The sequence below is a fragment of the Roseovarius sp. MBR-6 genome, assembly GCF_040547525.1.
In the GTDB taxonomy this organism is placed as follows: domain Bacteria; phylum Pseudomonadota; class Alphaproteobacteria; order Rhodobacterales; family Rhodobacteraceae; genus Roseovarius.
The window spans coordinates 1-25,999 of record NZ_JBEPPW010000008.1; the positions used below are offsets into that span (position 1 = coordinate 1).

At 66.6% G+C, this 25,999-nt stretch carries 23 protein-coding genes; 15 read left to right on the forward strand and 8 right to left on the reverse strand.

The features are described 5' to 3' along the window. Positions 1–142 precede the first annotated feature (142 nt). The 8 genes from bchJ to ABIE57_RS11485 form a co-directional block, all read right to left on the reverse strand. Positions 143–706, reverse strand: a complete 564-nt coding sequence (gene bchJ / locus ABIE57_RS11450) for a bacteriochlorophyll 4-vinyl reductase (RefSeq protein WP_354539156.1) — start codon at positions 704–706, stop codon at positions 143–145. Then, the gene (bchE, locus tag ABIE57_RS11455) at positions 703–2,382 is read right to left on the reverse strand and encodes a magnesium-protoporphyrin IX monomethyl ester anaerobic oxidative cyclase (RefSeq protein WP_354539157.1); all 1,680 of its coding nucleotides are present in this window, start codon (positions 2,380–2,382) and stop codon (positions 703–705) included. Before bchE ends, bchJ begins: the two co-directional genes overlap by 4 nt. A gap of 65 nt (positions 2,383–2,447) precedes the next feature. Next, positions 2,448–2,993: an isopentenyl-diphosphate Delta-isomerase gene (idi, locus tag ABIE57_RS11460; protein WP_354539158.1), complete on the reverse strand. Its 546-nt coding sequence runs from the start codon at positions 2,991–2,993 to the stop codon at positions 2,448–2,450. After that, entirely contained in the window at positions 2,990–4,168 is a 1,179-nt protein-coding gene (locus ABIE57_RS11465) for a geranylgeranyl diphosphate reductase (RefSeq protein WP_354539159.1), read from the reverse strand. Before ABIE57_RS11465 ends, idi begins: the two co-directional genes overlap by 4 nt. A gap of 2 nt (positions 4,169–4,170) precedes the next feature. After that, complete coding sequence (locus tag ABIE57_RS11470; protein WP_354539160.1) at positions 4,171–5,463, reverse strand: BCD family MFS transporter; 1,293 nt, start codon at positions 5,461–5,463, stop codon at positions 4,171–4,173. After that, a complete protein-coding gene (chlG, locus tag ABIE57_RS11475; RefSeq protein WP_354539161.1) occupies positions 5,460–6,371 on the reverse strand; it encodes a chlorophyll synthase ChlG in 912 nt (303 codons plus the stop codon). The genes ABIE57_RS11470 and chlG overlap by 4 nt, the downstream gene beginning before the upstream one ends. Positions 6,372–6,434: 63 nt before the next feature. Continuing rightward, positions 6,435–7,859: a transcriptional regulator PpsR gene (ppsR, locus tag ABIE57_RS11480; protein ID WP_354539162.1), complete on the reverse strand. Its 1,425-nt coding sequence runs from the start codon at positions 7,857–7,859 to the stop codon at positions 6,435–6,437. A 51-nt stretch (positions 7,860–7,910) separates the two neighbouring features. Beyond that, on the reverse strand, positions 7,911–8,714 hold the full coding sequence (locus ABIE57_RS11485; protein WP_354539163.1) for a cobalamin B12-binding domain-containing protein: 804 nt from the start codon (positions 8,712–8,714) through the stop codon (positions 7,911–7,913). Between the two features lie 353 nt (positions 8,715–9,067). On the opposite strand from ABIE57_RS11485, the gene bchF reads away from it, so the two are divergent. The 15 genes from bchF (at position 9,068) to pyrC (ending at position 25,938) form a co-directional block, all read left to right on the forward strand. Further along, positions 9,068–9,556 (forward strand): 2-vinyl bacteriochlorophyllide hydratase, encoded by a 489-nt coding sequence (bchF, locus tag ABIE57_RS11490; protein ID WP_354539311.1) that lies wholly within the window; start codon positions 9,068–9,070, stop codon positions 9,554–9,556. After that, positions 9,553–10,836 (forward strand): ferredoxin:protochlorophyllide reductase (ATP-dependent) subunit N, encoded by a 1,284-nt coding sequence (locus ABIE57_RS11495; protein ID WP_354539164.1) that lies wholly within the window; start codon positions 9,553–9,555, stop codon positions 10,834–10,836. Before bchF ends, ABIE57_RS11495 begins: the two co-directional genes overlap by 4 nt. Positions 10,837–10,903: 67 nt before the next feature. After that, complete coding sequence (bchB, locus tag ABIE57_RS11500; protein WP_354539165.1) at positions 10,904–12,466, forward strand: ferredoxin:protochlorophyllide reductase (ATP-dependent) subunit B; 1,563 nt, start codon at positions 10,904–10,906, stop codon at positions 12,464–12,466. Then, positions 12,456–16,037: a magnesium chelatase subunit H gene (locus tag ABIE57_RS11505; protein ID WP_354539166.1), complete on the forward strand. Its 3,582-nt coding sequence runs from the start codon at positions 12,456–12,458 to the stop codon at positions 16,035–16,037. The genes bchB and ABIE57_RS11505 overlap by 11 nt, the downstream gene beginning before the upstream one ends. Before the next feature lie 67 nt (positions 16,038–16,104). After that, positions 16,105–17,073: a ferredoxin:protochlorophyllide reductase (ATP-dependent) iron-sulfur ATP-binding protein gene (gene bchL / locus ABIE57_RS11510; RefSeq protein ID WP_354539167.1), complete on the forward strand. Its 969-nt coding sequence runs from the start codon at positions 16,105–16,107 to the stop codon at positions 17,071–17,073. Next, the gene (gene bchM / locus ABIE57_RS11515; protein ID WP_354539168.1) at positions 17,073–17,753 is read left to right on the forward strand and encodes a magnesium protoporphyrin IX methyltransferase; all 681 of its coding nucleotides are present in this window, start codon (positions 17,073–17,075) and stop codon (positions 17,751–17,753) included. Before bchL ends, bchM begins: the two co-directional genes overlap by 1 nt. A gap of 35 nt (positions 17,754–17,788) precedes the next feature. Further along, the gene (locus tag ABIE57_RS11520; protein ID WP_354539169.1) at positions 17,789–19,201 is read left to right on the forward strand and encodes a PucC family protein; all 1,413 of its coding nucleotides are present in this window, start codon (positions 17,789–17,791) and stop codon (positions 19,199–19,201) included. A gap of 28 nt (positions 19,202–19,229) precedes the next feature. Continuing rightward, positions 19,230–20,003 carry a photosynthetic reaction center subunit H gene (puhA, locus tag ABIE57_RS11525; RefSeq protein WP_354539170.1) on the forward strand — a complete coding sequence of 258 codons (774 nt, stop codon included), beginning with the start codon at positions 19,230–19,232 and terminating at the stop codon, positions 20,001–20,003. Positions 20,004–20,013: 10 nt separating this feature from the next. Continuing rightward, the gene (gene puhB, locus ABIE57_RS11530; protein WP_354539171.1) at positions 20,014–20,646 is read left to right on the forward strand and encodes a photosynthetic complex putative assembly protein PuhB; all 633 of its coding nucleotides are present in this window, start codon (positions 20,014–20,016) and stop codon (positions 20,644–20,646) included. Positions 20,647–20,658: 12 nt separating this feature from the next. Next, positions 20,659–21,141, forward strand: coding sequence for a photosynthetic complex assembly protein PuhC (gene puhC / locus ABIE57_RS11535; protein ID WP_354539172.1), 483 nt, complete (start codon positions 20,659–20,661; stop codon positions 21,139–21,141). A gap of 14 nt (positions 21,142–21,155) precedes the next feature. Next, positions 21,156–21,452, forward strand: a complete 297-nt coding sequence (locus ABIE57_RS11540) for an O2-dependent cyclase accessory protein (protein WP_354539173.1) — start codon at positions 21,156–21,158, stop codon at positions 21,450–21,452. Then, positions 21,449–22,573 (forward strand): magnesium-protoporphyrin IX monomethyl ester (oxidative) cyclase, encoded by a 1,125-nt coding sequence (gene acsF, locus ABIE57_RS11545; protein WP_354539174.1) that lies wholly within the window; start codon positions 21,449–21,451, stop codon positions 22,571–22,573. The genes ABIE57_RS11540 and acsF overlap by 4 nt, the downstream gene beginning before the upstream one ends. A gap of 100 nt (positions 22,574–22,673) precedes the next feature. Continuing rightward, positions 22,674–23,477 carry a putative photosynthetic complex assembly protein PuhE gene (puhE, locus tag ABIE57_RS11550; RefSeq protein ID WP_354539175.1) on the forward strand — a complete coding sequence of 268 codons (804 nt, stop codon included), beginning with the start codon at positions 22,674–22,676 and terminating at the stop codon, positions 23,475–23,477. Further along, positions 23,467–24,681 (forward strand): 5-aminolevulinate synthase, encoded by a 1,215-nt coding sequence (gene hemA, locus ABIE57_RS11555; protein WP_354539176.1) that lies wholly within the window; start codon positions 23,467–23,469, stop codon positions 24,679–24,681. Before puhE ends, hemA begins: the two co-directional genes overlap by 11 nt. A 219-nt stretch (positions 24,682–24,900) precedes the next feature. Then, positions 24,901–25,938 (forward strand): dihydroorotase, encoded by a 1,038-nt coding sequence (pyrC, locus tag ABIE57_RS11560; protein ID WP_354539177.1) that lies wholly within the window; start codon positions 24,901–24,903, stop codon positions 25,936–25,938. The last annotated feature ends 61 nt before the right edge of the window (positions 25,939–25,999 follow it).

Sequence of the window (25,999 nt, forward strand, 5' to 3'; positions counted from 1 at the left end):
CCAGTATTTGGCACCATAAAGCGACCACCAAAGCCCGAGCAGCGCCCACCCGCGGTCGGGCCCTCGCGCGGCTCCACCAATGTCCCCTTCAGGCCAAAACATCCCCAACGCAACCGCAACATGGCGCGCCGCCCATAGCCACTCACCCTGTCTCGATGACAAAGACGCAAGCCGCCGCCCCCCGCGCGCAGCAACTCACCTCGCGCACGGCGCATTTCGCGCCGACCAGCCGCCGAAACAGTGCCTCGAATACCGCGCAATGCCACTCGCAGCCAGGCACCGAGAGCGGGTTTGCCCGGATCGTCAGGCGCGCGGGCGCGATGCTGACCTCGCCCGATCCGGCAAAGGTCCAGGCATGGGCGGCCATGGCGCGCATGAGGATCGGCGCGGCAAGGCGTGCGGGCAGCAACCGCAACACGAGTTGCGCGGGCGCAGGGATGCGGTGGCGCAGGATATAGGCCGCCGTGCGCGCCCCTGCATCGCGCGCCACCGCGCGGGCCTCCGCGGGCGAGAGACAGGCGGGCAGAGCACGCAAAACCGCCGCCGCCGCCTGCTCGGGGATCATCTCCTCGGGCGGGGCATCGAGATAGCCCGCACAGCCCGCATGGCCCAGAACCCGCTCCGCCAGCGCGCGCCCGCCCCGCGCCTCGAGCGCGGCCACGGTTTGCAGGATCGCGTTTGGCCCGACGCGCGCGCCGTGGCTCATTCCGCCGCCGTCTGCGGGCGCAGGATCGGCACGTCATCGGCCATCTGACCGCCCCCGCCACAGGCGCGCGCCCCGGCCTGCGTGGCCGCGAGATCGGCTTTTTTCGCCTTGATCTGCTCGCGCACGCTGGCCTTGCGCTCCTGTGCGCGGCGCTTGCGGTCGGCCATCGCGTCCCAATCGGCCATCTGCGCATCGGCGATGCCGCGCGTGTCGTCAAAGTGGAAATCCACTTGTTTCTTGGACTGCGGCCCCCAGTAACCCACCTTGCCCAGATCGTAGAATGTCCGCGCGAACCCCGCCTTGGCAAAGGCCTTGAGACAGCCCAGCAGGTATTTCCGCCGGAACCCGCGCCCCCGCCACGGGTAATGAAACAGCGCCTTGTTCATGTAGAAGCGCCGGTAATTGTGCATCACCCGGTCCAGAAGCGTGGCACGGTCCATCGCCGCGGGCTTCATGATGGGGGTGACGAAATTGTATTTCTCGAAGTCGAACACCTCGACCTTGTCGCGCAATTCCTGGAATAGCGGCGTGAACGGCCAGGGCGTATACATCGTCCAGTTGGCCAGGTCGGGGTTCCAGTCGCGGGCGAAACGATAGGTCTCCTCCAGCGTCTCCTCGGTCTCGTTATCCAGCCCCACGATGAACTGCGCCTCGGTGAAGATATCGGCCTCGCGCAGGAGGCGAATGGCCTCCTTGTTCTCCTCGACCTTCGTTTCCTTGTTGAAGAGATCAAGCTTCATCTGTGCGGCGGCTTCCGTCCCGAGGCTGACATGCACCAGGCCCGCCTCGCGCCAGAGCGGCAACATGTCCTTGTCGCGCTGAATGTCCGTCACGCGGGTGTTGATGCCCCATTTGACGCGCTCCGGCAGGCCGCGCCGGATCAGTTCCTCGCAGAACTCGGTGAATTTGCGCTTGTTGATGGTGGGCTCCTCATCGGCGAGGATGAAGAAGCCGACACCGTGGTTGTTCACCAGGTCCTCGATCTCGTCCACCACCTTTTGCGGGTCGCGCACGCGGTAATCGCGCCAGAATTTCCACTGGCTGCAAAACGAACAGGTGAACGGACAGCCGCGCGCCAGGCTCGGGATGGCAAGCCGTGTGTTCAGCGGGATGTAGATGTATTTCTCCCAGTCGAGGATCGACCAGTCCGGCACGATCCCGTCGAGATTGGAGATTGTCGGTGCCGCAGAGGTGGCGATGATCTCGCCGCCTTGCGTGTAGGCGATGCCCTTGATCCGCTTGCGGTCGCCCTGCCAGCGCCCATCCTCGACCGCGCGCACCAGATCGAGAAAGACCTGCTCGCCCTCGCCGCGCACGATCACGTCGATATGCGGGGCCTCCGACAGGACCTGCCGATACATGAAGGTGGCATGCACGCCCCCCAGCACCGTTACCGCCTCCGGCACCACCTCGCGCGCGATCTCCAGCACCCGCTCGGCGCGGTAGATCGACGGCGTGATCGCGGTGCAGCCAACGATATCGGGCTTGAGCGCGGCAATGCGGGCGCGCAGGTCGTCCTCCTCGATGTTATGCGTCATCGCGTCGATGAAATGGATGTCGTCATATCCGGCGGCCTTGAGCGGCCCCGCCAGATAGGCCACCCAGGCAGGCGGCCAGTTGCCGGCGATCTCGGCCCCGCCGGAATGATAGTTCGGATGAATGAGAACCAGTCGCATGAGCGCCTCCCTTGTGTCAACTTAGGTTGACAGGGTGGGCGATTCAATAAATTGACATGGATCAATCAGGCGCGGATTTCCGCCGTGTTTTCCGCCCCGGCGAAGATCTGCGCGGCGTGACGCTCCAGATAGATGCGCAGCCAGGGCGTAAAGGCCGCCGGATTGTTGGCGATGCGCAGCATCAGCGCGGCGCGGCTGATCCAGTCCACCGCCATCACCTCTTCGGGGTTTGGGCGCGGGGTGATGCGCCTCGCGACATGGGCCACGAACACCTCCACCACCTCATGCTCGATCAGACCTCCGCCCACATCGGCGCGATACTCCACCTGCCCGCGCGGGCGCAGGTCCAGCCCGGTGATCCCCAACTCCTCGTCAAGCCGACGCTCGGCACAGGCCAGCCCCGCCTCGCCCCAGCGCGGATGGGTGCAGCAGGTATTCGCCCAGAGGCCCGGCGTGTGATATTTCCCCAGCGCGCGGCGCTGGATCAGCACCTCATCGCCATGGAGCACGAAAACCGACACCGCCTTGTGCCGCAGCCCGCGCCGATGCGCCTCGAGCTTTTCGACGGCCACCAGATCGCCGCCCAGCCAGGTGGGGATCATGTCGCTCATGTATAGACCGCCGGCACCAGCCGTGTCAGGTGGGCCAGGTTCTTCAACCCGATCTTCACATGCGCCATGGGCCGCGCCCGCACCAATTTCTTGTTCATGTAGGCCTCGAATGTCAGCCGCTGCACGTCGATGTCATGGCAGAGCGACACGAACCGCTCGCGCCGCTCGTCCGACCTGTAATAGGCATTCTGCATCGAGGCCAGCACCCGGAACACGGTCTTGTGCTCGCGCATGAAGAGGCCGCGCGCCAGCCGCAGGTCGCGCACGCGCCCCGAGGCAAGGCAGGCGCTTGCCGCCGCCGCCGCCACGCGGCCGCCGACCATGGCGTAATAGATGCCCTCGCCCGAACTTGGCGCCACAACGCCCGCCGCATCGCCCGCCAGCACCACGTCGCGGCCATTGTCCCAGCGGTCGAGCGGCTTGAGGGGGATCGGCGCACCTTCGCGGCGGATCGTCGGGCAATCGCTCAGGCCAGAGGCCGCGCGCAGATCGGCGGTGGCCTGCTTGAGGTCCACCCCCTTGACCATCGACCCCATGCCGACGCTTGCCGATTTGCCATGCGGGAACACCCAGCCATAGAAATCCGGCGAGATGCGCCCGTCATAGATCACGTCGCAGCGCGCGGGATCATAGGCCCCGACCGCAGCCGGTGCCTCGATGATTTCATGGTAGGCAATCACGTAAGGAATACGGTCGCCCCCCGGCACCTCGGCCCGCGCCACGTTCGAGCGCGCGCCATCCGCGCCGATCACCAGCCGCGTGAGCGCGCGGCGTTCCTCGCCGCTGGCCTTGTCGCGCCAGATCACCGCCGTGCCCGCCCCGTCCCGCTCGATCCGCAGCCAGGTGCCGGTCAGCCGCTCGGCGCCCGCGCTCGCCGCCCGCGCGCGCAGGAACTCGTCGAACCCCTCGCGGTCCACCATCCCGACAAAGCCGTTCTCGATGGGAATATCCACATGCCGCCCCGTGGGCGAGATCATCCGCGCCGTGGTGATCTTCGCCACAAGCTGATCCTCGGGAATGTCGAAATCGGCAATCAGGCGCGGCGGGATCGCCCCACCACAAGGCTTGATCCGCCCTGCCCGGTCCAGAAGGGCCACCTTGTGCCCCGACCGCGCCAGATCCTCGGCCGCTATGGCCCCCGAGGGCCCGCCGCCCACAACAACGACATCATACATGCTCATTCTCCCGGCACTGGCACCGCGCCGCGCGCATGCCCATGATCAATCACCCGCAGCGCCAGAAGCGCCGCCAGCACGAATAGCCCCGCCTCGGCGTAGAACACCGTGCCGAAACCTGCGGCGTCATTGCCAAGGGCTGCGCGCATCACATCCGCCGCCGCCGCCCCCGTCAGCCCGCCGAACCCCGCCGCGATGGCCTGCGCAGCGCCCCAAAGGCCCATCCGCGTGCCCTCGCGCGATGCGCGCCCCTCGCCCGCCAGCGCCATCATCGCGCCGATGGCCGCGACCGCGAACATGCCGTTGAAGAGGCCGAGCGCCACGACCGCAGGCACCAGCGCCGCCGCCACCCCCGCCGCGCCGAGAAAGGCAATGACCGACAGCGCCACCGCCGAGCCAAGGCACCCCGCCACGACCCAATGTTTCAAAGAGCCAAGCCGCAGCCCCGTCGCGGCGATGCCGACGATCAACATGCCGAGGAAGACGCCGCCATTCTGCGCGCCCGAAAGCTTCGTCGATTCGCCGGGCGTCATGCCGAAGACGAGCCCCGCATAAGGCTCCAGGATCAGCTCCTGCATGAAATAGGCGGTCATCGACAGGAACACGAAAATTGTGAAATTGCGCGCCGCCGGTTCCGCCCATATCTCGGCCAGCCCCTCGCGGAACCGCATGGGCCGCGCCTCCGGTGTCGGGGCGGCGCCCGTGCGCCGCTCGATCCCGGCAATGGCCAGCGATGTGACCACAACCGCGCCGACGCCCACGATGCCCACGATCTCCAGCAGGCGCGCGGGCGTGTAGGGGTCCAAGAAATGCCCCACCGTCGTCGCTGTCACCGCGATGCCCGCGATCATCATCAGCCAGGTGATCGTTGCCGCCGCCGCGCGACGCCGTGGCGCGCAGGCGCTTGCCAGAAGCGCCAAGAGCGAAGTGCCCGAGGCCCCCGCCCCCAGCCCGATCAGCGCATAGGCCAGCACCGAAAGCACCAGACCGGGCGCAAAACTCGTCGCCATCCACACCACGCCCAGCGCCGCCAGCCACGCGCCGCCGCCCAGCACCGCCATGCCGCCGATGATCCACCGCGTGCGGTGCCCGGACGTGTCCGACAGGAACCCCCAATTGGGCCGCGTGATCTGAATCCCGTAATGCAGCCCCACCAGAAGACCCGGCAGAACGGCGGGCAGGGCCAGTTCCACCACCATCAACCGGTTGAGCGTCGAGGTGGTCAGCACCACCACCGCGCCGAGGCACATCTGCACGAGTCCCATCCGAACGATCTGCACCCAGCTCAGGCTCATCCCAATCCTCCCAGCCCGCGCAGGGCAAACGCGGCCATCATCATGCCGCTGACATAGGCCATCACGCCGGTGCCATTATACCACGGCGCGCGGCCCTTGGGATCGGACAGAAGCACGCGCATCGCCAGACCTTGACCGATGACAAGCGCACCAATAGCTGCGGCATGAAAAGGCCGGTCCCAGCCCAGCAAGAGCGCGATAACCACGAGTTGCGGCACCACCATGACCACGCAGGCCACCCGCGCCGCGCGCTCAGGCCCCAGCGTGACGGGGAGCGAATTGACCCCCATCACCCGGTCGCCCTCCAAGGCCTTGAAATCATTCAGCGTCATGATGCCATGCGCGCCGATGGCATAGAGCGCAGCAATCGCCACCACCTTCCATGCGGGCGCGCCCGCGGCCAGAACCGCCGCCCCTGTAAACCACGGCAAGCCCTCGTAGCACAGCCCCACCAGCCCCGGCCCCCAGACGCCCGAGCGCTTGAGCCGCACCGGCTCGGCGGAATAGGCCCAGGCGGCCAGCACGCCGAAGACGGTCGCGCCAAAGCCCCAAGGCCCCAGCGCAAGCCCCATCGCCATCGCCAGCGCGCTCATCGCCAGCGCCACCCACAGGCCCCAGCGCCCCGGCACCCGGCCCGAGGGGATCGGGCGGTCCGGCTCGTTGATCGCGTCCACATGCCGGTCGCACCAGTCATTCGCGGCCTGACTCATCCCGCAAACCACCGGCCCTGCCAGCACCATGCCCAGCAGCACCAGCCAGGGGGCCGAGCCAATGGGCACACCGGACGAGACGACACCGCAGAGATAGGCCCAGATCGGGGGAAACCACGTCACCGGCTTCAGCAGCGTCAATAACGCGCGCGGCTCGGGGTATCGGCGGCGGGGGTGTAAGGTTGTGGCGACACTCATGTGTCAATTAAACTATACATTCCGAGTCGCGGAAAGGCTTTTCTCTCAACGCGGGTCCCCGTCTCAATCGGAACTGTTGAGCAACCCGTATTTGCGCAGCTTCACATAAAGGCTCTGTCGCGACAGGCCCAGCATCTCGGCGGCGGCGACGCGGTTGTTGCCTGTCAGACGCACGGCGGTCTCGATGCACATCTTTTCGACCACGTCCGACGTGGCCGAAACCAGTTCTTTCAAAGAGGCGGTGCCGACAAGGTCCATGACGCTTTTCATCGCCTCGTCACTGACGCCGACCGCGTCCACCGTCACTTCGGCGGCATCGCGCGCCGTGCTTTCACGGAGGATGAAGCCAAAGCCCAGATCAACCCCCCGCTGCCGCAACCGCGTGACCGAAATCTCGACCGGGGCGCGCGTGCCGACCACGCTTTGCACCTGCGCGGCATAGCGGCGCATCCGGCCGCGTTTCGTGGCCCCCTCCATCAGGAGCTTGAGATCGACCGAGCCGCGCACCAGGAAATCCGCCAGCGATTCGCCCTTGAGATCGCGCAGTTGCGCCGCGTCCGCCAGCACCAGAAACGCCTCGTTCGCCTCGCGGATCAGACCCTTGCCATCTGTCAGCACGATCGCATCGCTGGCATCGGCATAAAGCGTCGCCAGCGCGCCCGTGAATTCCGGCCCCGCACCGTCGCTGTCATCCATGGGCGCGATACGGCAAAGCATGTAAAGGTTGCCCGCCGCGCGGAAATATTCCGGCAGAACCTTGAGCACGCGCCCGTTGCGCCGCGACACGATGTCGATGCCGCGCATCTCGTCGGCCACCGCCGCCGCCTGAAGCGCATCAGCCAGTTCCGCCCGCCTGCGTCCCTCGAAGACCTGCGCAAACGAGGTGCCACGCAGCGTATCCACCTTGCTTCCCAGAAGCTGCGCCGCCGCCGAATTGATATCGCGGATGCGCCCCGGCTCCGGCTCGATCAGCACAAGCGGCGTCTCGGACGCCTCCAGCACGACGCGGTAGAACGTCTCGGTGCCGCGCAAAAGCTGCCCGTCACGCTCGCGCGCGGTCTGTTCGGCCACTAGCCGCTGCTGCACCTCCGCATAGGGCTGCATGTCACGCCCGAGCAGCAAAACTGCGCCCTTCTCGCCCGCGCGGTGCAGCGAGTAGCGCACCGGGGCTTCCCAATTGGCATTGTCCACATGGTTGATCTCGATCGGGCGCGGCTCCAGCCCCGGATCGGCCCGCATCAGCGCCACACGCTCGGAAAATTTCTCGCGGCTCTCGGGGGCCAGAAAATCCTGAAAGCAGCGCCCGACCCAATGATCCAGGCTGCCCAGAGACGGGCTGTCGGCATTGGTCGCAATGCCCTCGACAATGCCATCGGGGCTCAGCAGGACTGCCATATCCGCCGCCTGCTCGACCAGCCCCGGAATGTCCACGACAGTCGGCAGGTGCCCGGCCCGCAGCCTTTGGGATGTCTGCTCTATCTTGCTCACCGTCTCACCATCCCCAGCCTGGCCGTTGCGGGATTATTCACGGTGCCTGCCTCAATTGACGTGGTGCGCCGACAGAGGCTCCGATACCGTGGCCAATCCGCATCGCTCTATCGCTTCGCGAACCGATTTAACGGCGAAATCCGCACCTGTCGTCTTTTCAACGGGCGCTCGTTCCGACACGATCCTGCCACCTATGACAACCGGGGGCAGGTTGTCCACATGCTCCCTGAGGAATTTGACCAGATTTCCGGCATTTTCAACCGATTTCCACGTCGAAAGTGACAAGGCCACCATGGAAAAGCGACTTGTGCGCAAAACCTCGGCAAGCTCGCGCTCTTCCAGCCCGATGCAGAGCCGCACCCAGACACCGTTGCGGCGGAAATTGTCGGCGGCCACAAAAGCCCCCAGCGAATGCTGCTCGAAGGCCGGAATGACCAGAAGCACCGATTGTCCCAGCGGGATGCTGCGGTCGGGCCAGTGCCCCTCGCGCCCCTCGCCCGCCGCCCGGAACAGTGCCTGAAGCCGCGAGGCGCCAAGTGTCACATCGATGAAACTCGCGCGGTCCGAAATCCACATCTCGCCGAGCCGATGGGCGGCCGCCGGCACATATTCCTGAAAGAACCGCTCTGACGACACCCCGCTCGCGATCAGCGAGGAGATCACCGCGTGATGGCTTGTCTCCGCCTCCGACATCAGCGCCTCGCAGAAGCGGTCCACCCATTCGTCCCGGGTGCGCGGGCGGTTGTCGGTATAATTCGACGCCACCTTTCGGATCGCCGATTCCACCAAAATCCGTATGGCCGAGCCTTGCGGGCCGCGTGTTCCGGACTTGTCGTGCTTTGTCTCGTCTCCCATGAGTCCCTCCCATGGATGCGGTGTTGACCCCGTCCGGGGCCATACCCGAACACATCTTCACCCGTTCCCTCAACTGTGCGCGCGGTCGGTGGCACTGTCAATCATTGCTGACAGGTGGCACGCAACATTCCACGCAAGGCCCTGTTCTTGCACATCATAAAATAATCCACCGCAAGCAGCTTTCCACCAAAAATATATAAAAAAATGGCGAAAGGCCGATTCTCGGCATCCTCGGCAAAGGGTGACAAAAACAGGAGACATATAGTCAGACTTACATCTGTAAATTTTAGTTGACACTTCGCCCCTGCCCCCCCTAGCATCGAGGCATGACATTTGGGATGAAAGGGCGGGAGATGCGGCACGATGCGGCCCAAAATCTCGGGCGGGACCCGCTTTACACGGCCGAACAACGCGCGCGACGCGACGCCAGCCGGTGGACCCTCGTGCAGGGCCTGCTCGCGCCCGCGCAATTTCTCGTCTTTCTCGTCTCGCTCGCGCTCGTGCTGCGCTTTCTTCTGACCGGCGCGGGCTACGAGGCGGCGACGCTGTCGATCCTGGTCAAGACCGGCTTTCTCTACCTCATCATGATCACCGGCGCGATCTGGGAAAAAATCGTGTTCGGTCAATACCTTTTCGCCCCCGCCTTCTTCTGGGAGGATGTGTTCAGCTTTGCCGTCATCGCGCTCCATACCGCCTATGTCTGGGTGCTGTTCAAGGGCGGATTTGGCGCGCAGATCGAGATGACCGTCGCCCTCGCCGCCTATACCGCCTACGTGATCAACGCGGGCCAGTTCCTGCGCAAGCTGCGCATGGCGCGCCGCGACATGGAGGGGCTGGCATGACCCGCCACACGCCCCCGCCCGTCTCGGGCTGCTCCGGTGCCCCGGTCCTGCGCGAACGCGGCCAGCACGAGGTGTTCTGCGGGCTCACGGGAATCATCTGGCTGCACCGCAAGATGCCAGACGCCTTCTTTCTCGTCGTGGGGTCGCGCACCTGCGCGCATCTGCTGCAATCGGCCGCCGGCGTGATGATCTTCGCCGAGCCGCGATTCGGCACCGCGATTCTCGAGGAAACCGATCTTGCAGGCCTCGCCGACGCCCAGGAAGAACTGGAGCGCGAGGTCGCCCGCCTGCTCGATCGCCGCCCCGACATCCGCCGCCTCTTTCTCGTCGGCTCGTGCCCGTCCGAGGTGATCAAGCTTGATCTGGCGCGCGCGGCCGAACGGCTCTCGGCCCGCCACGGCCCCTCCGTCCGGGTGCTCAACTATTCCGGATCGGGGATCGAGACCACCTTTACCGAAGGCGAGGATGCCTGCCTTGCCGCCATGGTCCCCGCCCTGCCCGAGACGCAGGCGCGCGAACTGGTGGTCGTCGGAGCCCTGCCCGATGTGGTCGAGGATCAGGCGCTGGCCCTTCTCGAGGCCATGGGCATCGGCCCTGTCCGCGTCCTGCCCGCGCGCCGTGCGGGCGATGCGCTGGCCATCGGCCCCAACACCGTCTTTGCCCTTACCCAACCTTTCCTTGGCGCAACCCATGGCGCGCTCGAGCGCCGCGGCGCGCGCCATATCGCGGCCCCCTTCCCGCTGGGCGAGGAAGGCACAACCGCCTGGCTTCAGGCCATCGCCACCGAATTCGGCGTCCCGCAAGACAGGTTTGACGCCGTCACCGCGGCCCCGCGCGCCCGCGCCCGCGCTGCCGTCGCCCGCGCGGCCGAAACGCTGCGGGGGCGCTCGGTCTTCTTCTTCCCCGACAGCCAGATGGAAATTCCGCTCGCGCGCTTTCTTGTCCGCGAATGCGGCATGACCGCGCTCGAGGTGGGCACCCCTTTCCTGCACCGCACGCTTCTTGGCCCCGATCTGGCGCTTCTGCCCGAGGGTCCCGCCCTCTCCGAAGGTCAGGACGTGGAGCGCCAGCTTGATCGCTGCCGCGCCGCCCGCCCCGATCTCACCGTCTGCGGCCTCGGCCTCGCCAACCCGCTCGAGGCCGAGGGGCTGACGACAAAATGGGCGATCGAGCTGGTCTTCACCCCGGTGCATTTTTACGAGCAGGCGGGCGATCTCGCCGCGCTTTTCGCCCGGCCCCTCAACCGCCGCGCGCTCCTGAACCGCGAGGCCGCCGAATGACCCCCCATCATCTTGCCACAAATATCCTCGGGGGGTCCGGGGGGCGAAGCGCCCCCGGAGGTCGGCCATGAAGCTCACCCTCTGGACATATGAGGGCCCGCCCCATGTCGGCGCGATGCGCGTGGCCACCGCCATGAAGGGGCTGCATTACGTGCTGCACGCGCCGCAGGGCGACACCTATGCCGATCTTCTCTTCACCATGATCGAGCGCCGCAACCACCGCCCGCCGGTGACCTACACGACCTTCCAGGCACGCGATCTGGGCGCGGACACGGCCAACCTCTTCAAGACCGCGGCCCGCGCCGCCTATGACCGGTTCAAGCCCGAAGCGATGATCGTCGGCGCCTCCTGCACCGCCGAGCTGATCCAGGACGATCCCGGCGGCATGGCCGAACTGATGGGCCTGCCCTGCCCGGTCATTGCGCTGGAATTGCCCAGCTACCAGCGCAAGGAAAATTTCGGCGCGGACGAGACATTTTACCAGATCACCCGCGCGCTGGCCAAACCGATGGACCGGACGTCGCATCTCAGCGCCAACCTGATCGGCCCCACCGCCCTTGGCTTTCGCCACCGCGACGACATCACCGAGGTGACGGCGCTCTTGGAAGACATGGGCATCGCGGTCAATGTCTGCGCGCCCTACGGGGCCACGCCCACGGACATCGCCCGGCTGGGGGCTGCGCATGTCAACGTGCTGATGTATCCCGAGACGGGCGACAGCGCCTGCCGCTGGATGGAGCGCGAGCTTGGCCTGCCCTATACCCGCACCGTGCCCATCGGCGCGGGCGCGACCCGCGATTTCGTGGCCGAGGTGGCCGCGCTCACCGGTGCCAAGCCCCGCCTGGATGAGACCCGCCTGCGCCAGCCCTGGTATGCGGCAAGCGTGGACAGCACCTATCTGACCGGCAAGCGCGTGTTCATTTTCGGCGACGGCACCCATGTCGTGGCCGCCGCCCGCATCGCCCGTGACGAGATGGGCTTCGAGGTGGCGGGACTGGGCTGCTACAACCGCGAAATGGCCCGCCCGGTGCGGACGCTCGCCAGGGACTATGGCGTCGAGGCGCTCATTACCGACGACTATCTCGAGGTCGAGGCCGCCATCGCGGCGCTCTCCCCCGAAATGATTCTCGGCACGCAGATGGAGCGGATGATCGGCAAACGCCTCGGCATCCCCTGCGCGGTCATCTCTGCGCCGGTCCATGTGCAGGATTTCCCCGCCCGCTACTCCCCCCAGATGGGGATCGAGGGCGCGAACGTGATTTTCGACACCTGGGTGCATCCGCTGGTGATGGGGCTCGAGGAGCACCTCCTGCACATGTTCCGCGACGATCCCGAGTTCCACGACGACGCCGGGGCCAGCCATCACGGCGGCGCGCATGTGGCGCGCGACGAAGGGGGGCTGTCTGCCCCCCGTCCCGCCACGGGCGGGACCCCCCCCGAGGATATTTCCGGCAAGATGAAACCGGGCGCGGTGATCTGGTGCAGCGATGCCGAGCGCGAACTCAGGAAAATCCCCTTCTTCGTGCGCGGCAAGGCCAAGCGCAACACCGAGAGCTTTGCCGCCGAGCGCGGCCTCTCGGAAATCGACATCAACACGCTTTACGAGGCGAAGGCGCATTATGCACGTTGATCGCACCATACCGGTCCTCCGGCCCTATCGCGTGGTGATCCTCACGCTGGACAGCCATGCCGCCGGTCCCTGTGCGCGCGCCGCCGAACGGCTGGCGCGGGATTATCCCGGTCTCGATCTCTCGGTCCATGCCGCCGCCGAATGGGGGGCCTGCCCCGCGGCGCTGGGGGCCGCGCGCGAGGCGATTGCCGGGGCCGATATCGTGCTGGCAAACCTGCTTTTTCTCGAAGAGCATCTCAACGCGATCCTGCCCGACCTCAAGGCGCGGCGTGACGCCTGCGACGCCATGATCGGCGTTATCGCGGACGCGCAGATCGTGCGGCTGACGCGGATGGGCACGCTCGACATGGCCCGCCCCGACAGCGCGCTCGGAAAGCTCATGAAGAAGCTGCGCGGCGCGGGCAAGAGCGGCACCGATGACGGCGCGCGCAAGATGAAGATGCTCAAGCGCCTGCCGCGCATCCTGCGGCTCATTCCCGGCAAGGCGCAGGATCTGCGCGCCTGGTTCCTGACCATGCAATACTGGCTGGGGGCGTCCGACGACAATATCGAGGGCATGGTGCGCTTTCTGATCGGGCGCTATTGCCGCCATGAGGCGTGGCGCGGCAGGCGCGCGCCCGCGCCGCTCGATTATCCCGATTGCGGGCTTTACCATCCCGACCTTGGCACCCGCATCACCGAGGACGCAAACGATCTGCCGCAGCCCGAGAATGCCTGCGGCACGGTGGGCCTTCTGATGATGCGCAGCTACGTGCTCTCGGGCGATACGGCGCATTACGATGCTGTCATCCGCATGCTTCAGGCGCGGGGGTTGCGCGTTCTGCCCGCCTATGCCGGCGGGCTCGACGGGCGCCCCGCCATCGAGGCGTTTTTCCGCAATGAGAGCGGCGCGAAGATCGACGCGCTCCTGTCGCTCACCGGGTTCAGCCTTGTCGGCGGGCCTGCCTATAACGACAATGCCGCCGCACTCGAGGTTCTGACCGCGCTCGACATCCCCTATGTCGCCGCCCATCCGCTGGAGTTCCAGACACTCGGCCAATGGGCCGCCGCGCCGCAGGGGCTGGGGCCCATCGAGACCACCATGCTCATCGCCCTGCCGGAGCTGGACGGGGCGACCAACCCCACCGTTTTCGGCGGCCGTCACGGGCCCGAGGGCTGCGCGGGCTGCGCGCAAGCCTGCCAGATCGAAAGCCACGCGCCCGGCGCGGAAAAACGCATGGCCCCCTGCCCGGAGCGGGTCGGGCGGCTGGCGGACCGCGTGGCGCGGCAGGTGGCGCTGCGGCGCGGACGCGTGGCGGAGCGCCGCGTCGGCATCGTGCTTTTCGGCTTTCCGCCCAACGCCGGGGCCGCCGGAACAGCGGCCTATCTGGACGTGTTCCGCTCGCTCTTCAACACGCTGCACGCGATGGCCGCGCGCGGCTATGACATCGAGCCGCCCGAGACGGTCGAGGATCTGCGCCGTATCGTGCTCGAAGGCTCTGCGCGCCAATACGGGCAGGAGGCCAATGTCGCGGCCCATGTCAGCGCCGAGGATATGGTCGCGCACACGCCCTGGCTCAATGAGATCGAGGCGCAATGGGGCGCGGCACCGGGCCGCGTGCAATCGGACGGGCGCGGCGTCTATATCCTCGGCGCGCGCTTCGGCAAGGTCTTTGTCGGATTGCAACCGGCCTTCGGCTATGAAGGCGACCCGATGCGCCTTCTGTTCGAGCGCGGCTTTGCCCCCACACATGCCTTTACCCAGTTCTACCTCTGGCTGCGCAACAGCTTCCGTGCCGACGTCTTGCTGCATTTCGGGATGCACGGCGCGCTTGAATTCATGCCCGGCAAGCAGGCCGGACCCGGCCCCGATTGCTGGCCCGACCGGCTCATCGGCGACATGCCCAATGTCTATCTATACGCCGCCAACAACCCCGCCGAGGCAAGTCTGGCCAAGCGCCGCTCGGGCGCGGTGACGGTGACGCATCTGACGCCGCCGCTTTCGGCTGCGGGGCTCTACCGGGGCCTCGCTGATCTGCGCGACAGCCTCAGCCGCTGGCGCGCGGCGCTGCCCGGTGCGCCCGAGCGCGCCGAGATGGCCACCCTCATCGCCGAACAGGCGGCGGCGGTCGATCTCGACAGCCGCGACCCCGATACGCTCTGGCGGCGGCTGATCGAGACCGAAGAGGCGCTCATCCCCGAGGGGCTGCATATCGTCGGCGCGCCGATGACGTCGCAGGCGCGCGCAAGCTATCTCGACCTGATGGCCGACGCAGGGGCCGAGGCCCGCGCCCGCGCTGACCGGCTGCTGGCGGAAGATCACGAGACGCCCGCACTCCTGCGCGCGCTCGACGGGCGGTTCACCGCGCCGGTGCCGGGGGGCGATCTGATCCGCAGCCCCGAGATCCTGCCCACCGGGCGCAACATCCACGCCTTCGATCCGTTCCGCATGCCCAGTGCCTTTGCCTGCCGCGCCGGGGCAGACCAGGCCGCGCTGCTGCTGAAAACCCACAAGACCACACCGCGCACCGTGGCGCTGGTGCTCTGGGGGTCGGACAACATCAAATCCGACGGCGCGCCGATCGCACAGGCGCTGGCGCTGATGGGGGCAAAACCGCGCTTCGACAGTTTCGGGCGGCTTTGCGGCGCGGATCTCATTCCGCTGGAGGAGCTTGCGCGCCCGCGCATCGACGTGCTGATGACCCTCTCGGGCATCTTCCGCGACCTTCTGCCCCTGCAAACCCGCCTTCTGGCCGAGGCCGCACTCAAGGCCGCATTGGCCGAGGAACCCGAGGACCGCAACTTCATCCGCGCCCATGCGCTGGCCTATGCCGCGCGGATCGGCTGCGACATGGAAACGGCGGCGCTGCGGGTGTTTTCCAATGCCGAAGGCACCTACGGGGCCAACGTCAATCAGCTTGTCGACAGCTCTGCCTTCGGCGACGAGGACGAATTGGCCGACGCCTACGAGGCGCGCAAGAGCTTTGCTTATGGCGTGAACGGTCAGGCGGTGCAGAACACCGCGCTGCTGCAAGAGGCGCTGCGCGACGTGGATCTGGCCTATCAGAACCTCGAATCGGTCGAGCTGGGCGTGACCACGGTGGATCACTATTTCGACACGCTGGGCGGGATTTCCCGCGCCGTGCGCCGCGCGCGCGGCGGGCAGGAAGCGGCGATCTACATTTCCGACACCACCCGCGGCACGGGCAAGGTGCGCACCTTGGCCGAACAGGTCTCGCTCGAGACGCGCGCGCGGCAACTGAACCCGAAATTCCACGAGGCGCTTTTGAAACATGGCGCCGAGGGTGTGCGCCAGATCGAAAGCACGCTCACGAATACGCTCGGCTGGTCGGCCACCACCGGACAGGTGGAGCCTTGGGTCTATCAGCGCATGTCCGAGACCTTCATGCTCGACGAAGAAATGCGCGCGCGGATTGCAGAGTTGAATCCGGCGGCGTCCTCGCGGATGGCCAACCGGCTGATCGAGGCGCACGAGCGCGCCTATTGGAGCCCCGACGCCGCAACCCTTGCCGCGCTGCGCGAGGCCGCCGACGCGCTCGAAGACCGAATGGAAGGGGTGGCCGCCGAATGACCCAGCCCCGCATCACAAAGCCGCGCCCGGGCGACGGGCCAACCACCCAGACAGGGAGGACACAGTCATGAGTCCACTGGACATCAAACAACCGCCATCAGCGCGCGCCAACCATCGTGAAGCCGCCGGTCTCGAGGCCCGCAGGACCGTTCAGGCCCCGCCGGTCCTGAAGGGACAGGATGGCGAGGGATCGCTACAGGTGCATCTGGACCCCGAGACGCAGATCGAGGGGGCCAAGGTTTTCTCGGTCTACGGCAAGGGCGGGATCGGCAAATCCACGACCTCCTCGAACCTTTCGGCGGCCTTTGCCAAGATGGGCAAGCGTGTCTTGCAGATCGGTTGCGACCCCAAGCATGACAGCACGTTCACGCTGACGGGCAAGCTGCAACCCACGGTGATCGACATTCTCAAATCGGTCGATTTCCACGCCGAGGAACTGCGCCCCGAGGATTTCGTCACCATGGGCTGGGGCGGCGTGCAATGCGTCGAGGCGGGCGGCCCGCCTGCGGGCACCGGCTGCGGCGGCTATGTGGTTGGCCAGACGGTCAAGCTTCTGAAGCAGCATCACATGCTGGAAGAGACCGACGTGGTGATCTTCGACGTGCTGGGCGATGTCGTCTGCGGCGGCTTTGCCGCGCCCCTGCAACATGCCGACCGCGCCGTGATCGTCACCGCCAATGATTTCGATTCGATCTACGCGATGAACCGCATCATCGCCGCCGTGCAGGCCAAGGCCGCCAATTACAAGGTGCGCCTTGCGGGCTGCGTGGCCAACCGCTCGAAGGATACCGACGAGGTGGATCGCTATTGCGGCAAGGTTGGCTTCAACCGCATCGCGCACATGCCCGATTTCGACGCCATCCGCCGCTCGCGCCTCAAGAAGAAGACGCTCTTCGAGATGCCGGACGAGGACGACATCATCGCCGCGCGCGCAGAATACATCCGCCTCGCCGAAACGCTCTGGCGCGGCACCGAACCGCTTGCACCTGCGCCGATGGAAGACCGCGAAATATTCGAGCTTCTGGGATTCGACTGATGAGTTACGAGGCCACACGCGACCGGGTCGAGACCTATTTCGACCGCACCGCCACGCAGGTCTGGGCGCGGCTGACCTCGGATGCGCCGGTCAGCCGCATCCGGCAGACCGTGCGCGAGGGACGCGACGCGATGCGCGCCTTGATGCTCGCGCGCCTGCCCGAGGACCTGAGCGGCGCGCGCGTGCTCGACGCGGGCTGCGGCGCGGGGCAGATGACGGCCGAACTGGCGGCGCGCGGGGCGCAGGTTCTGGCCTGCGACATCTCGCCGACGCTTGTCGATATCGCACATGATCGCCTCAATGATACCTTGAAAAAGCGGGTTGTCTTTCACAAAGGCGACATGCTTGATCCGGCACTCGGGCGTTTCGATTTCACCGTGGCGATGGACAGCCTGATCTATTATGGCGAGGAGGATCTCGCCCGCGCGCTCGACGCGCTCGCCATGCGCAGCACTTCCGGCGTGGTCTTTACCGTGGCACCACGCACGCCGCTTCTGATGGCGATGTGGCGCGCGGGCAGGCTCTTTCCCCGCGCCGACCGCTCGCCCACGATGGTGCCCCATTCGGCCCCCCGCCTTGGCCGCGCGCTGATGCGCGCAGGCAGCACGGCGCGGCTCGCGCCGCTGGGCCGGGTCGCGCGCGGCTTCTACATTTCCGAGGCGATGGAGGTGCGGCAATGATTGGACCGGCCTGGAGGCGCGTCAACGCGCAACTGATGACCTACACCACCCGTTGCCTGCCCTTCGCGGATGCGGCCAGCGAGGGCCTGCCGCTCGGGCAGCTTTTGCGTCTGTCGCTGTTTCAGGTCTCGGTGGGCATGGCCACGGTGCTGCTTCTGGGCACGCTCAACCGGGTGATGATCGTGGAATTGTCGGTGCCCGCGCTCGTGGTGGCGGCGATGATCGCGCTGCCGGTGCTGATCGCGCCCTTCCGCGCGCTTCTGGGCTTTCGTTCGGACACCTATCGCAGCGCGCTGGGGTGGAAGCGCATCCCCTATCTGTGGTTCGGATCGCTCTGGCAGATGGGAGGACTGGCGGTCATGCCCTTCGCCCTTCTGGTGCTTTCGGGGCAACAGGCCGTTGGCCCGGCATGGGCGGGCGAGGTGCTGGCGGCGATGGCATTCCTGATGACCGGCCTCGGTCTGCACATGACGCAGACCGCCGGCCTTGCACTCGCCTCGGACCGCGCCACGGATGAGACACGGCCCCGCGTGGTGGCGCTGCTTTACGTGATGTTCCTTCTGGGCATGGCCGTCTCGGCCGTCGTGATCGGCTGGCTTTTGCGCGATTTCGCGCCCTTCACGCTGGTGCGCGTGGTGCAGGGCGCGGCCTCGGTGGGGATCATCCTCAACCTCATCGCGCTCTGGAAACAGGAAAAGCTGACGCCGATGAGCCGCAGCGAACGCGAGGCCCCGCGCCCGCGTTTCCGCGATGCCTGGGCCGACCTGATGGCGGGCGGCACGGCGGGGCGGCTTCTGGCGGTGGTGTTTCTGGGCACCATGGCCTTCAACATGCAGGATGTGCTGCTTGAGCCCTATGGCGGCGAGGTGCTGGGGCTTTCGGTGGCGGCCACCACGCTTCTGACGGCGATCTGGGCCATGGGCGCGCTGGCGGGTTTTGCGCTGGCCGGGCGCGCGCTGCTGCGCGGGGCCAACACCTATCGCATGGCCGGGAACGGCCTGCTTGTGGGGCTGATGGCCTTTGCCACGGTGATCTTCGCCGCCCCCATGCAGGCACCTGCGCTGTTCTACACCGGGGCGGCGATGATCGGCTTTGGCGCGGGCCTCTTCGCCGTCTCGACGCTCACCGCCGCGATGACGCTGGCAGCGGGGGTCGCGGGCAACGGGCTGGCGCTCGGGGCCTGGGGCGCGGCGTCCGCCACGGCGGCGGGGCTGTCCATCGCCATCGGCGGGGGGCTGCGGGATCTGGTCAATCACCTCGCGCTCTCGGGCACTTGGGGCGAGGCGCTTGCCACCCCTGCCACCGGCTACTCCACCGTCTATCACCTTGAGATCGCTTTGATCTTTGTCACGCTTGTCGTTCTCGGGCCGCTCGTGCGCCACGGGGTTCAGGGCGGCAGCACCACCCCGGGGAGCACCCGCATCGGACTCGTGGATTTCCCCACATGACATATCCCTCTCGAAAGGAGCAGGACCAATGACCGCAACTTTTTTTGGCAACTTCGACCTGGCGAGCCTGTCGCTCTGGCTGTTCTACGGCTTCTTCGCGCTGCTGATCTTCTACATCCAGCGCGAGAACATGCGCGAGGGCTACCCGCTCGAGGACGATGACGGCAACCCCTCGGCCAATCAGGGCTTCTTTCCGGTGCCCGACGACAAGACCTTCAAACTGCCCCATGGGCGCGGCGAAGTGACCGTGCCTTCGGGCCAGAACCCCGACCGCAAGAACCTGGCACTGCGCAAGACCGCCCATGGCAACGGATTTCCGTTCGAGCCGACCGGCGATCCGATGGCCGATGGTGTCGGCCCTGCCTCCTGGGCACCGCGCCGCGATGTGCCGGAACTGGACGGCCACGGCCATCCCAAGATCGTACCGATGTCGGGCACCGAGCAGTTCCACGTCTCGGCCGGGCGCGACCCGCGCGGGATGCCCGTGGTGGCGGGCGATGGCGAGACCGTCGGCACCATCTCGGACATGTGGATCGACGAGCCGGAACAGCTTGTCCGCTACCTGGAAATCACCCTCGACGCGGGCCACGGCGGCGACAAGCGGCTGGTGCCGATGACCTTTGCCCGCATCTGGGGCGGCGAGGTCAAGGTGCGCTCGATCTTCGGCAAGCATTTCGCCGGTGTGCCGCAACACGCCTCGCCCCGGCAGGTGACGCTGCTCGAAGAGGACAAGATCAGCGCCTATTACGGCGGTGGCACGCTTTATGCTTCCGAGGCGCGGCTCGAGCCGCAACTGGGATGAGGGCAGGACAATGAGCCACGACGATTTTGCATCCGAGCCGGTCCGCGGCCTGCCCGAAACCCCGCCCGAGGGTGAACGCATCCTCTGGCAGGGCCGCCCGCACGGCTTCTGGCTGAGCTGGGATTCGCTCAGCCTGCCATGGGTGGCGGGATATTTCGCGCTGCTGGCGGCATGGCGCTTTGGCGCGGTGATCGACCAAGTGCCGCTGATGCAGGCGGTCGCCCTGTCGGTGCCCTTCATCATCATGGGGGCCATCGTGATCGCGATTCTGCTGGTCGTGGGCTATGTGCAGGCCCGCGCCACGGTCTACACGATCACCAACCGGCGCGTGGCCATGCGCATCGGCGCGGCGCTGACCGTCACGCTCAACCTGCCCTACACGCAAATCGCCCGGGCCGATTTCCGGCCCGGTCGCGGCGGCACCGGCACCATCGCGCTTGACCTTCTGGGCGATACGCGGCTGAGCTACCTGGTCTGCTGGCCGCATGTGCGCCCCTGGGTGATGCGCCGCACGCAGCCCGCGCTGCGCTCCATCCCCGAGGCCGAAAGGATCGCGCAGCTTCTGGCCGAGGCCGCCGAGACGCGGCTCTCGACCCCGCAGATCGCACGACGTCCCGCAAGGGCCCCCATGGCCGCCGAATAAGGAGCCTGACCGATGACCGCCACCACCTCTGCCCGCCACAAGGCCCCCCGCTACAAGGCCCCGCCCGACCGCGATCTCGTACCGCGCGCCATGGTGCGCGCGATGCTGGCGCTGGTGCTCACGGTGCTGGCGCTGGTGAGCTACTACGTCTACTCGGGCCGCCCCCTTGTCGCCACGCCGCCCGAGGCCGAGGTGATCCTCGAACGCACCGTGTTCCTGACGGGCGAGATGAGCGGGGCCGCCACCGTGCTTGACGCGAACGGCACGCTGATCGGGCGGCTCTCTCCCGAAACGGGCGGCTTCATCGCCGGGGTGGGCCGCGTGCTCGACCGCGAGCGCACCAAGCACGGCGTGCCGCTCAACGGCCCCGTCATCATCACCGGCCGGGCCGACGGCCGCGTCTCGATCCACGACCCCTCGACCGGATGGGGCGCGGATCTCATGGGCTTTGGCCAGGACAATGCCCGCGCCTTCGTCCGCCTGCTCGCGCAATAGAAAGGAAGACTGCCATGGGACTTCTGACCAGAGAAATCGAACGCGCCCCCTGCACCGTCGAGGTCAGCCACCGCTTCGAGAGCCTGCACGCGCATGTGCGCTTTGACAACGGGGCGGTCATCCATCCCGGCGACGAGGTCAAGGTCCATGGGCCCGAGATCATGGCCCCTTACGGCGAGGTCGTGAGCGAAGCGCGCGAGGCCACCATCATCCGCGCCAGCCGCCTTGAGCGCCTCTGGACCCGCTGGACCGGCGATTTCGAGGTGATGGAACTGTGCGAATTCTCGTTCTCCGAGGAGGTGACGCTATGAACATGCCCCTGAAACACACCGCCGATGCGACCACCGCCGAGGAAAGCCTTGCCATCCAGGAAGAGCAGGCGAGGTTCGACAGCAAGGCCGCCACCGACGTGGCGATGCAGAACACGCTGCTCACGCCGCGCTTCTACACCACCGATTTCGACGAGATGGACGCGATCGACGTCTCCTCCGTGCGCGAGGATTGGGACCGCCTCATCGACCAGATGGAGAGCGACCCCAACAAGGGCCATTTCAAGAAGAACGAGGACTGGGACCATGTCGATTGGGACGGGATGGAGCCGGGGCTGCGCAAGGAATTCATCGACTTCCTGATCTCAAGCTGCACCGCCGAATTCTCGGGCTGCGTGCTCTACAAGGAGATGAAGCGGCGCGGCAACAACCCCGACATCACCCAGCTTTTTCAGCTCATGGCCCGCGACGAGGCCCGCCACGCAGGCTTCATCAATGACGCCCTGCGCGAGGCGGGTGTGGCGGTCAATCTGGGCTTTCTGACCCAGAAGAAGAAATACACCTATTTTCGGCCCAAATTCATCTATTACGCCACCTATCTCAGCGAAAAGATCGGCTATGCCCGCTATATCACCATCTTCCGGCATCTCGAGGCGCATCCCGAACACCGCTTCCACCCGATCTTCAAATGGTTCCGCGAGTGGTGCAATGACGAGTTCAGCCATGGCGAGGCGTTCGCCCTCCTGATGAAATCAGACCCGAAACTGACCTCCGGCACCAATGTGCTCTGGATCAAGTTCTTCCTGACGGCGGTCTACGCCACCATGCATGTGCGCGACCACCAGCGCCCGGCCTTCCACGCTGCCCTTGGCGTCGATCCCGACTGGTATGGGCACGAGGTCTTTACCAAGACCTCCGCCATCTCGAAGCAGATTTTCCCCATCACCCTCGATATCGAGCACCCGCGCTGGCATCGCGGGCTGAAGCGGCTGCAAGTGGCCAATGCCGATCTGGCGCAGGCGCGGGCGGGCACGGGCCTTGGCGCATGGCTCAAGGGCCTCGGCGCACAGACCCGCGCGGCGGCGGCTTTCCTCAACCTGCTGACCATCCCCGCGAAAAAGCACGCCGTTCCCGCCAGCACGCGGATGGAACCGGCTTACTAACCACCAAGCGGGGGGCCAGCCCCCCGCACCCCAGCCCCAAGCGGGGGGCCAGCCCCCCGCACCCCCCCGGGATATTTCCGGCAAGATGAAGGAGACAGGATTGCACAGCCCCTGGATCGCGGCCCTTGCGGCGCTGTTTCTCTGGTGGTTCTCCACCGGCGCGATCCTTGTTGTGGTGCGCCTGATGGAGCGCCGGGGCGAGGCGGCGCGCCGCGCCGTGGTGCTGGCCGCGCTGCCGGTCATGGGCCTTGGCATCTGGGGCTATGAGACCACGCTCGGCGCAGGATCGGTGGGCGCAGCCTATGGCGCGTTCCTCTCGGCGCTGGCGATCTGGGGCTGGATCGAGCTGGCCTTTCTTCTGGGCGTGATCACCGGCCCCAATGCCCGCCCCTGCCCCGATGATGTGCCCGAATGGGAGCGGTTCCTCCGCGCCTGGGGCACGCTGGCGTTTCATGAAATGCTGCTGGTGGCGGTGCTGGCGCTGATGTGGGTAACGGGCGCGGGCGCGGTGAATGGCACCGGGCTCTGGACCTTTACCATGCTCTACGGCGCGCGGGTTTCGGCCAAGCTCAACCTCTATGCCGGGGTGCCGCGCATCAACGTGGAATTCATCCCCCCCCATCTGCGCCACATGGCCAGCCATTTCCGCCTGCGCCGTCCCGGCTGGGTGTTTGCGGTGGCGGTCACGGTGCTTGCCTTCGCGCTCGCCTGCTGGGTGGAGCGCGCGATGGCGGCCGAGGTGCCGGGCGCGCTGGTGGGCCACGCGCTCTTGGCGGCGATCACCGCGCTGGCCCTGCTCGAACACTGGCTGATGGTGCTGCCATTGCCCGATGCGAAACTCTGGCGCTGGATGATGCCCGCGCCCAAACAGGACAAGAGACCGGAGGGACATCATGGATTTTGACGCGCTTTTTTCCGCGCAACTCGACGCGCTGCGCGAAGACGGCAATTACCGCATATTTGCAGAGCTGGAGCGGCGGTGCGGTGCCTTTCCGCGCGCCAGGAGCCACGATGACAATGCGCCCGACGAGGTGACGGTCTGGTGTTCCAACGATTATCTGGGCATGGGCCAGCATCCCGCCGTGCGCGACGCGATGAAGGACGCGGTGGATCGCTGCGGCACCGGTTCGGGCGGCACGCGCAACATCTCGGGCACCGCCCATGACCATGTCGTGCTCGAGCGCGAATTGGCCGATCTGCACGGCAAGGAGGCGGCGCTTCTGTTCACCTCGGGCTATGTGTCGAACTGGGCCGCACTGTCGACCCTTGGCAGCCGGTTGCCCGATGCGGTGATCCTGTCGGACGCGCTCAACCATGCCAGCATGATCGAGGGCATCCGTCATTCACGCGCACAAAAGGTCCTGTGGAAGCATAACGACCCCGAGGATCTCGACCGCAAGCTCGCGGCCCTGCCCGCCAACGCGCCCAAGATCGTGGCTTTCGAGTCAGTCTATTCCATGGATGGCGACATCTGCCCGATGGAGGAAATCGTCGAGGTGGCCGAGAAGCACGGCGCGATGACCTATCTCGACGAGGTGCATGCCGTGGGCCTTTATGGTCCGCGCGGCGGCGGTGTCTCCGAAGAACGCGGGCTGGCCCACCGGATCACCCTGATCGAGGGCACATTGGGCAAGGCCTATGGCTGCATGGGCGGCTACATCGCCGGCTCGGCGGCGCTTTGCGATTTCATCCGCAGCTTTGCCAGCGGGTTCATCTTCACCACCGCGCTCCCGCCCGCCGTCGCCGCCGCCGCGACCGCCAGCATCCGCCACCTCAAGCAATCGCAGACCGAGCGCGCGGCGCAGCGTGCCCGCGTGGCCTATTTGCGCGCGCGGCTTGACGCGGTGGGCATCCCTCATCTGGACAACCCCAGCCATATCATACCGGTCATGATCAAGGACCCGGTGAAATGCCGGATGCTGGCCGATATCCTCATGCGCGACTGGGGCATATACGTGCAGCCGATCAACTATCCCACCGTGCCCAAGGGCACCGAGCGGCTGCGCTTCACGCCCGGGCCATTGCACAGCGAGGCCGATATCGACCGGCTGGTCGGTGCCCTCGGTCAGCTCTGGCGTCAATGCGCGCTGGCACATGCGGTGGCGTAGGAGAGGCTGAGAGCGTGCCTGACCGTTTCTCATGACAACTTGAGTGTGATTGAGGTTGATCGGATTTATTGAATAGCTCACTCTTGGATATCTTGTGCCGCGAGATGAGAAAGCGGCCTCCGAAAGCTGACCTCATCCCGCCTTCACGTGCGCGTCACACCCGGCTTGAGCGCCCCAACCTCTGGCGCAGCGCATTGTGATTGTGTATGCGCTCTGTCCATGACCGAGAGCCTCAGCATCCGCCGCCCCGATGACTGGCACCTGCACCTGCGCGATGGCGCAATGCTGGCCGCCGTTCTGCAGCAAAGCGCGCGCCATTTCGCGCGCGCCATCATCATGCCCAACCTCGTGCCGCCGGTGGTGACACGGGCGGATGCCCACGCCTATCGGGACCGCATCCTGGCCGCCCTGCCCGGCGAGATGGACTTCACACCGTTGATGACGCTCTATCTCACCGAAGAGACCGACCCGGAGGACGTGGCCGCCGCGCACGCGAGCGGCCTCATCTCTGCGGTCAAGCTCTACCCGGCGGGGGCCACCACCAATTCCGCCAGCGGTGTGCGCGATTTCGACAAGGTGCGGCCCGTGCTCGACCGCATGTCCGAGATCGGCCTGCCGCTTTGCGTGCACGGCGAGGTGACCGACCCGGGCGTTGACATCTTCGACCGCGAGGCCGTGTTCATCGACGCCGTGCTCGATCCGCTGCGCCGCGCCACGCCGGGGTTGCGCGTGGTGATGGAGCATATCACGACACGCGACGGCGTGGACTATGTCCGATCCAACGCGCAGGATCTCGCCGCCACCATCACCACCCACCACCTTGTCATCAACCGCAACCACATCCTCGCGGGCGGCATCAGGCCGCATTACTATTGCCTGCCCGTGGCCAAGCGCGAAGAGCACCGCCTCGCCCTGCGCGCGGCGGCCACGAGCGGAGACGCACGCTTCTTTCTCGGCACCGACAGCGCACCGCACACCGACCCGCTGAAGGAAAGCGCCTGCGGCTGTGCGGGCTGCTTCACCGCGCCCAACACGCTGTCGATCCTCGCGCATGTCTTCGAGGAGGAGAACGCGCTCGAGCGGCTGGAGGGCTTCACCTCGCTTCACGGTCCCGCCTTCTACGGCCTGCCCCCCAACGAGGCGCGGATCACGCTGACCAAGGGCGACCCCATCGCCTACCCCGCCAGGATCGACACGGGCGACGGTCCCGTGACCGTCTTTGATCCCGGCTTCGCGTTGCATTGGCGGGTGGTCTAAGCGTCATCTTGCCCCAAATATCCCCGCCGGAGGCGTCCCGCGCTTTCGGCCCTAGCGCCCA

Bases quoted from the DNA above. Each gene is read 5' to 3' on its own strand.
- bchL (WP_354539167.1), top strand. From the start codon at position 16,105: ATGAGTCCACTGGACATCAAACAACCGCCATCAGCGCGCGCCAACCAT.
- pyrC (WP_354539177.1), top strand. From the start codon at position 24,901: ATGACCGAGAGCCTCAGCATCCGCCGCCCCGATGACTGGCACCTGCAC.
- bchM (WP_354539168.1), top strand. From the start codon at position 17,073: ATGAGTTACGAGGCCACACGCGACCGGGTCGAGACCTATTTCGACCGC.
- hemA (WP_354539176.1), top strand. From the start codon at position 23,467: ATGGATTTTGACGCGCTTTTTTCCGCGCAACTCGACGCGCTGCGCGAA.
- ABIE57_RS11465 (WP_354539159.1), bottom strand. From the start codon at position 4,168: ATGTATGATGTCGTTGTTGTGGGCGGCGGGCCCTCGGGGGCCATAGCG.
- bchB (WP_354539165.1), top strand. From the start codon at position 10,904: ATGAAGCTCACCCTCTGGACATATGAGGGCCCGCCCCATGTCGGCGCG.
- bchJ (WP_354539156.1), bottom strand. From the start codon at position 706: ATGAGCCACGGCGCGCGCGTCGGGCCAAACGCGATCCTGCAAACCGTG.
- ABIE57_RS11540 (WP_354539173.1), top strand. From the start codon at position 21,156: ATGGGACTTCTGACCAGAGAAATCGAACGCGCCCCCTGCACCGTCGAG.
- bchF (WP_354539311.1), top strand. From the start codon at position 9,068: ATGCGGCACGATGCGGCCCAAAATCTCGGGCGGGACCCGCTTTACACG.
- ABIE57_RS11485 (WP_354539163.1), bottom strand. From the start codon at position 8,714: ATGGGAGACGAGACAAAGCACGACAAGTCCGGAACACGCGGCCCGCAA.
- ABIE57_RS11520 (WP_354539169.1), top strand. From the start codon at position 17,789: ATGACCTACACCACCCGTTGCCTGCCCTTCGCGGATGCGGCCAGCGAG.
- idi (WP_354539158.1), bottom strand. From the start codon at position 2,993: ATGAGCGACATGATCCCCACCTGGCTGGGCGGCGATCTGGTGGCCGTC.
- ABIE57_RS11495 (WP_354539164.1), top strand. From the start codon at position 9,553: ATGACCCGCCACACGCCCCCGCCCGTCTCGGGCTGCTCCGGTGCCCCG.
- bchE (WP_354539157.1), bottom strand. From the start codon at position 2,382: ATGCGACTGGTTCTCATTCATCCGAACTATCATTCCGGCGGGGCCGAG.
- puhC (WP_354539172.1), top strand. From the start codon at position 20,659: ATGACCGCCACCACCTCTGCCCGCCACAAGGCCCCCCGCTACAAGGCC.
- puhA (WP_354539170.1), top strand. From the start codon at position 19,230: ATGACCGCAACTTTTTTTGGCAACTTCGACCTGGCGAGCCTGTCGCTC.
- chlG (WP_354539161.1), bottom strand. From the start codon at position 6,371: ATGAGTGTCGCCACAACCTTACACCCCCGCCGCCGATACCCCGAGCCG.
- puhB (WP_354539171.1), top strand. From the start codon at position 20,014: ATGAGCCACGACGATTTTGCATCCGAGCCGGTCCGCGGCCTGCCCGAA.
- ABIE57_RS11470 (WP_354539160.1), bottom strand. From the start codon at position 5,463: ATGAGCCTGAGCTGGGTGCAGATCGTTCGGATGGGACTCGTGCAGATG.
- acsF (WP_354539174.1), top strand. From the start codon at position 21,449: ATGAACATGCCCCTGAAACACACCGCCGATGCGACCACCGCCGAGGAA.
- ABIE57_RS11505 (WP_354539166.1), top strand. From the start codon at position 12,456: ATGCACGTTGATCGCACCATACCGGTCCTCCGGCCCTATCGCGTGGTG.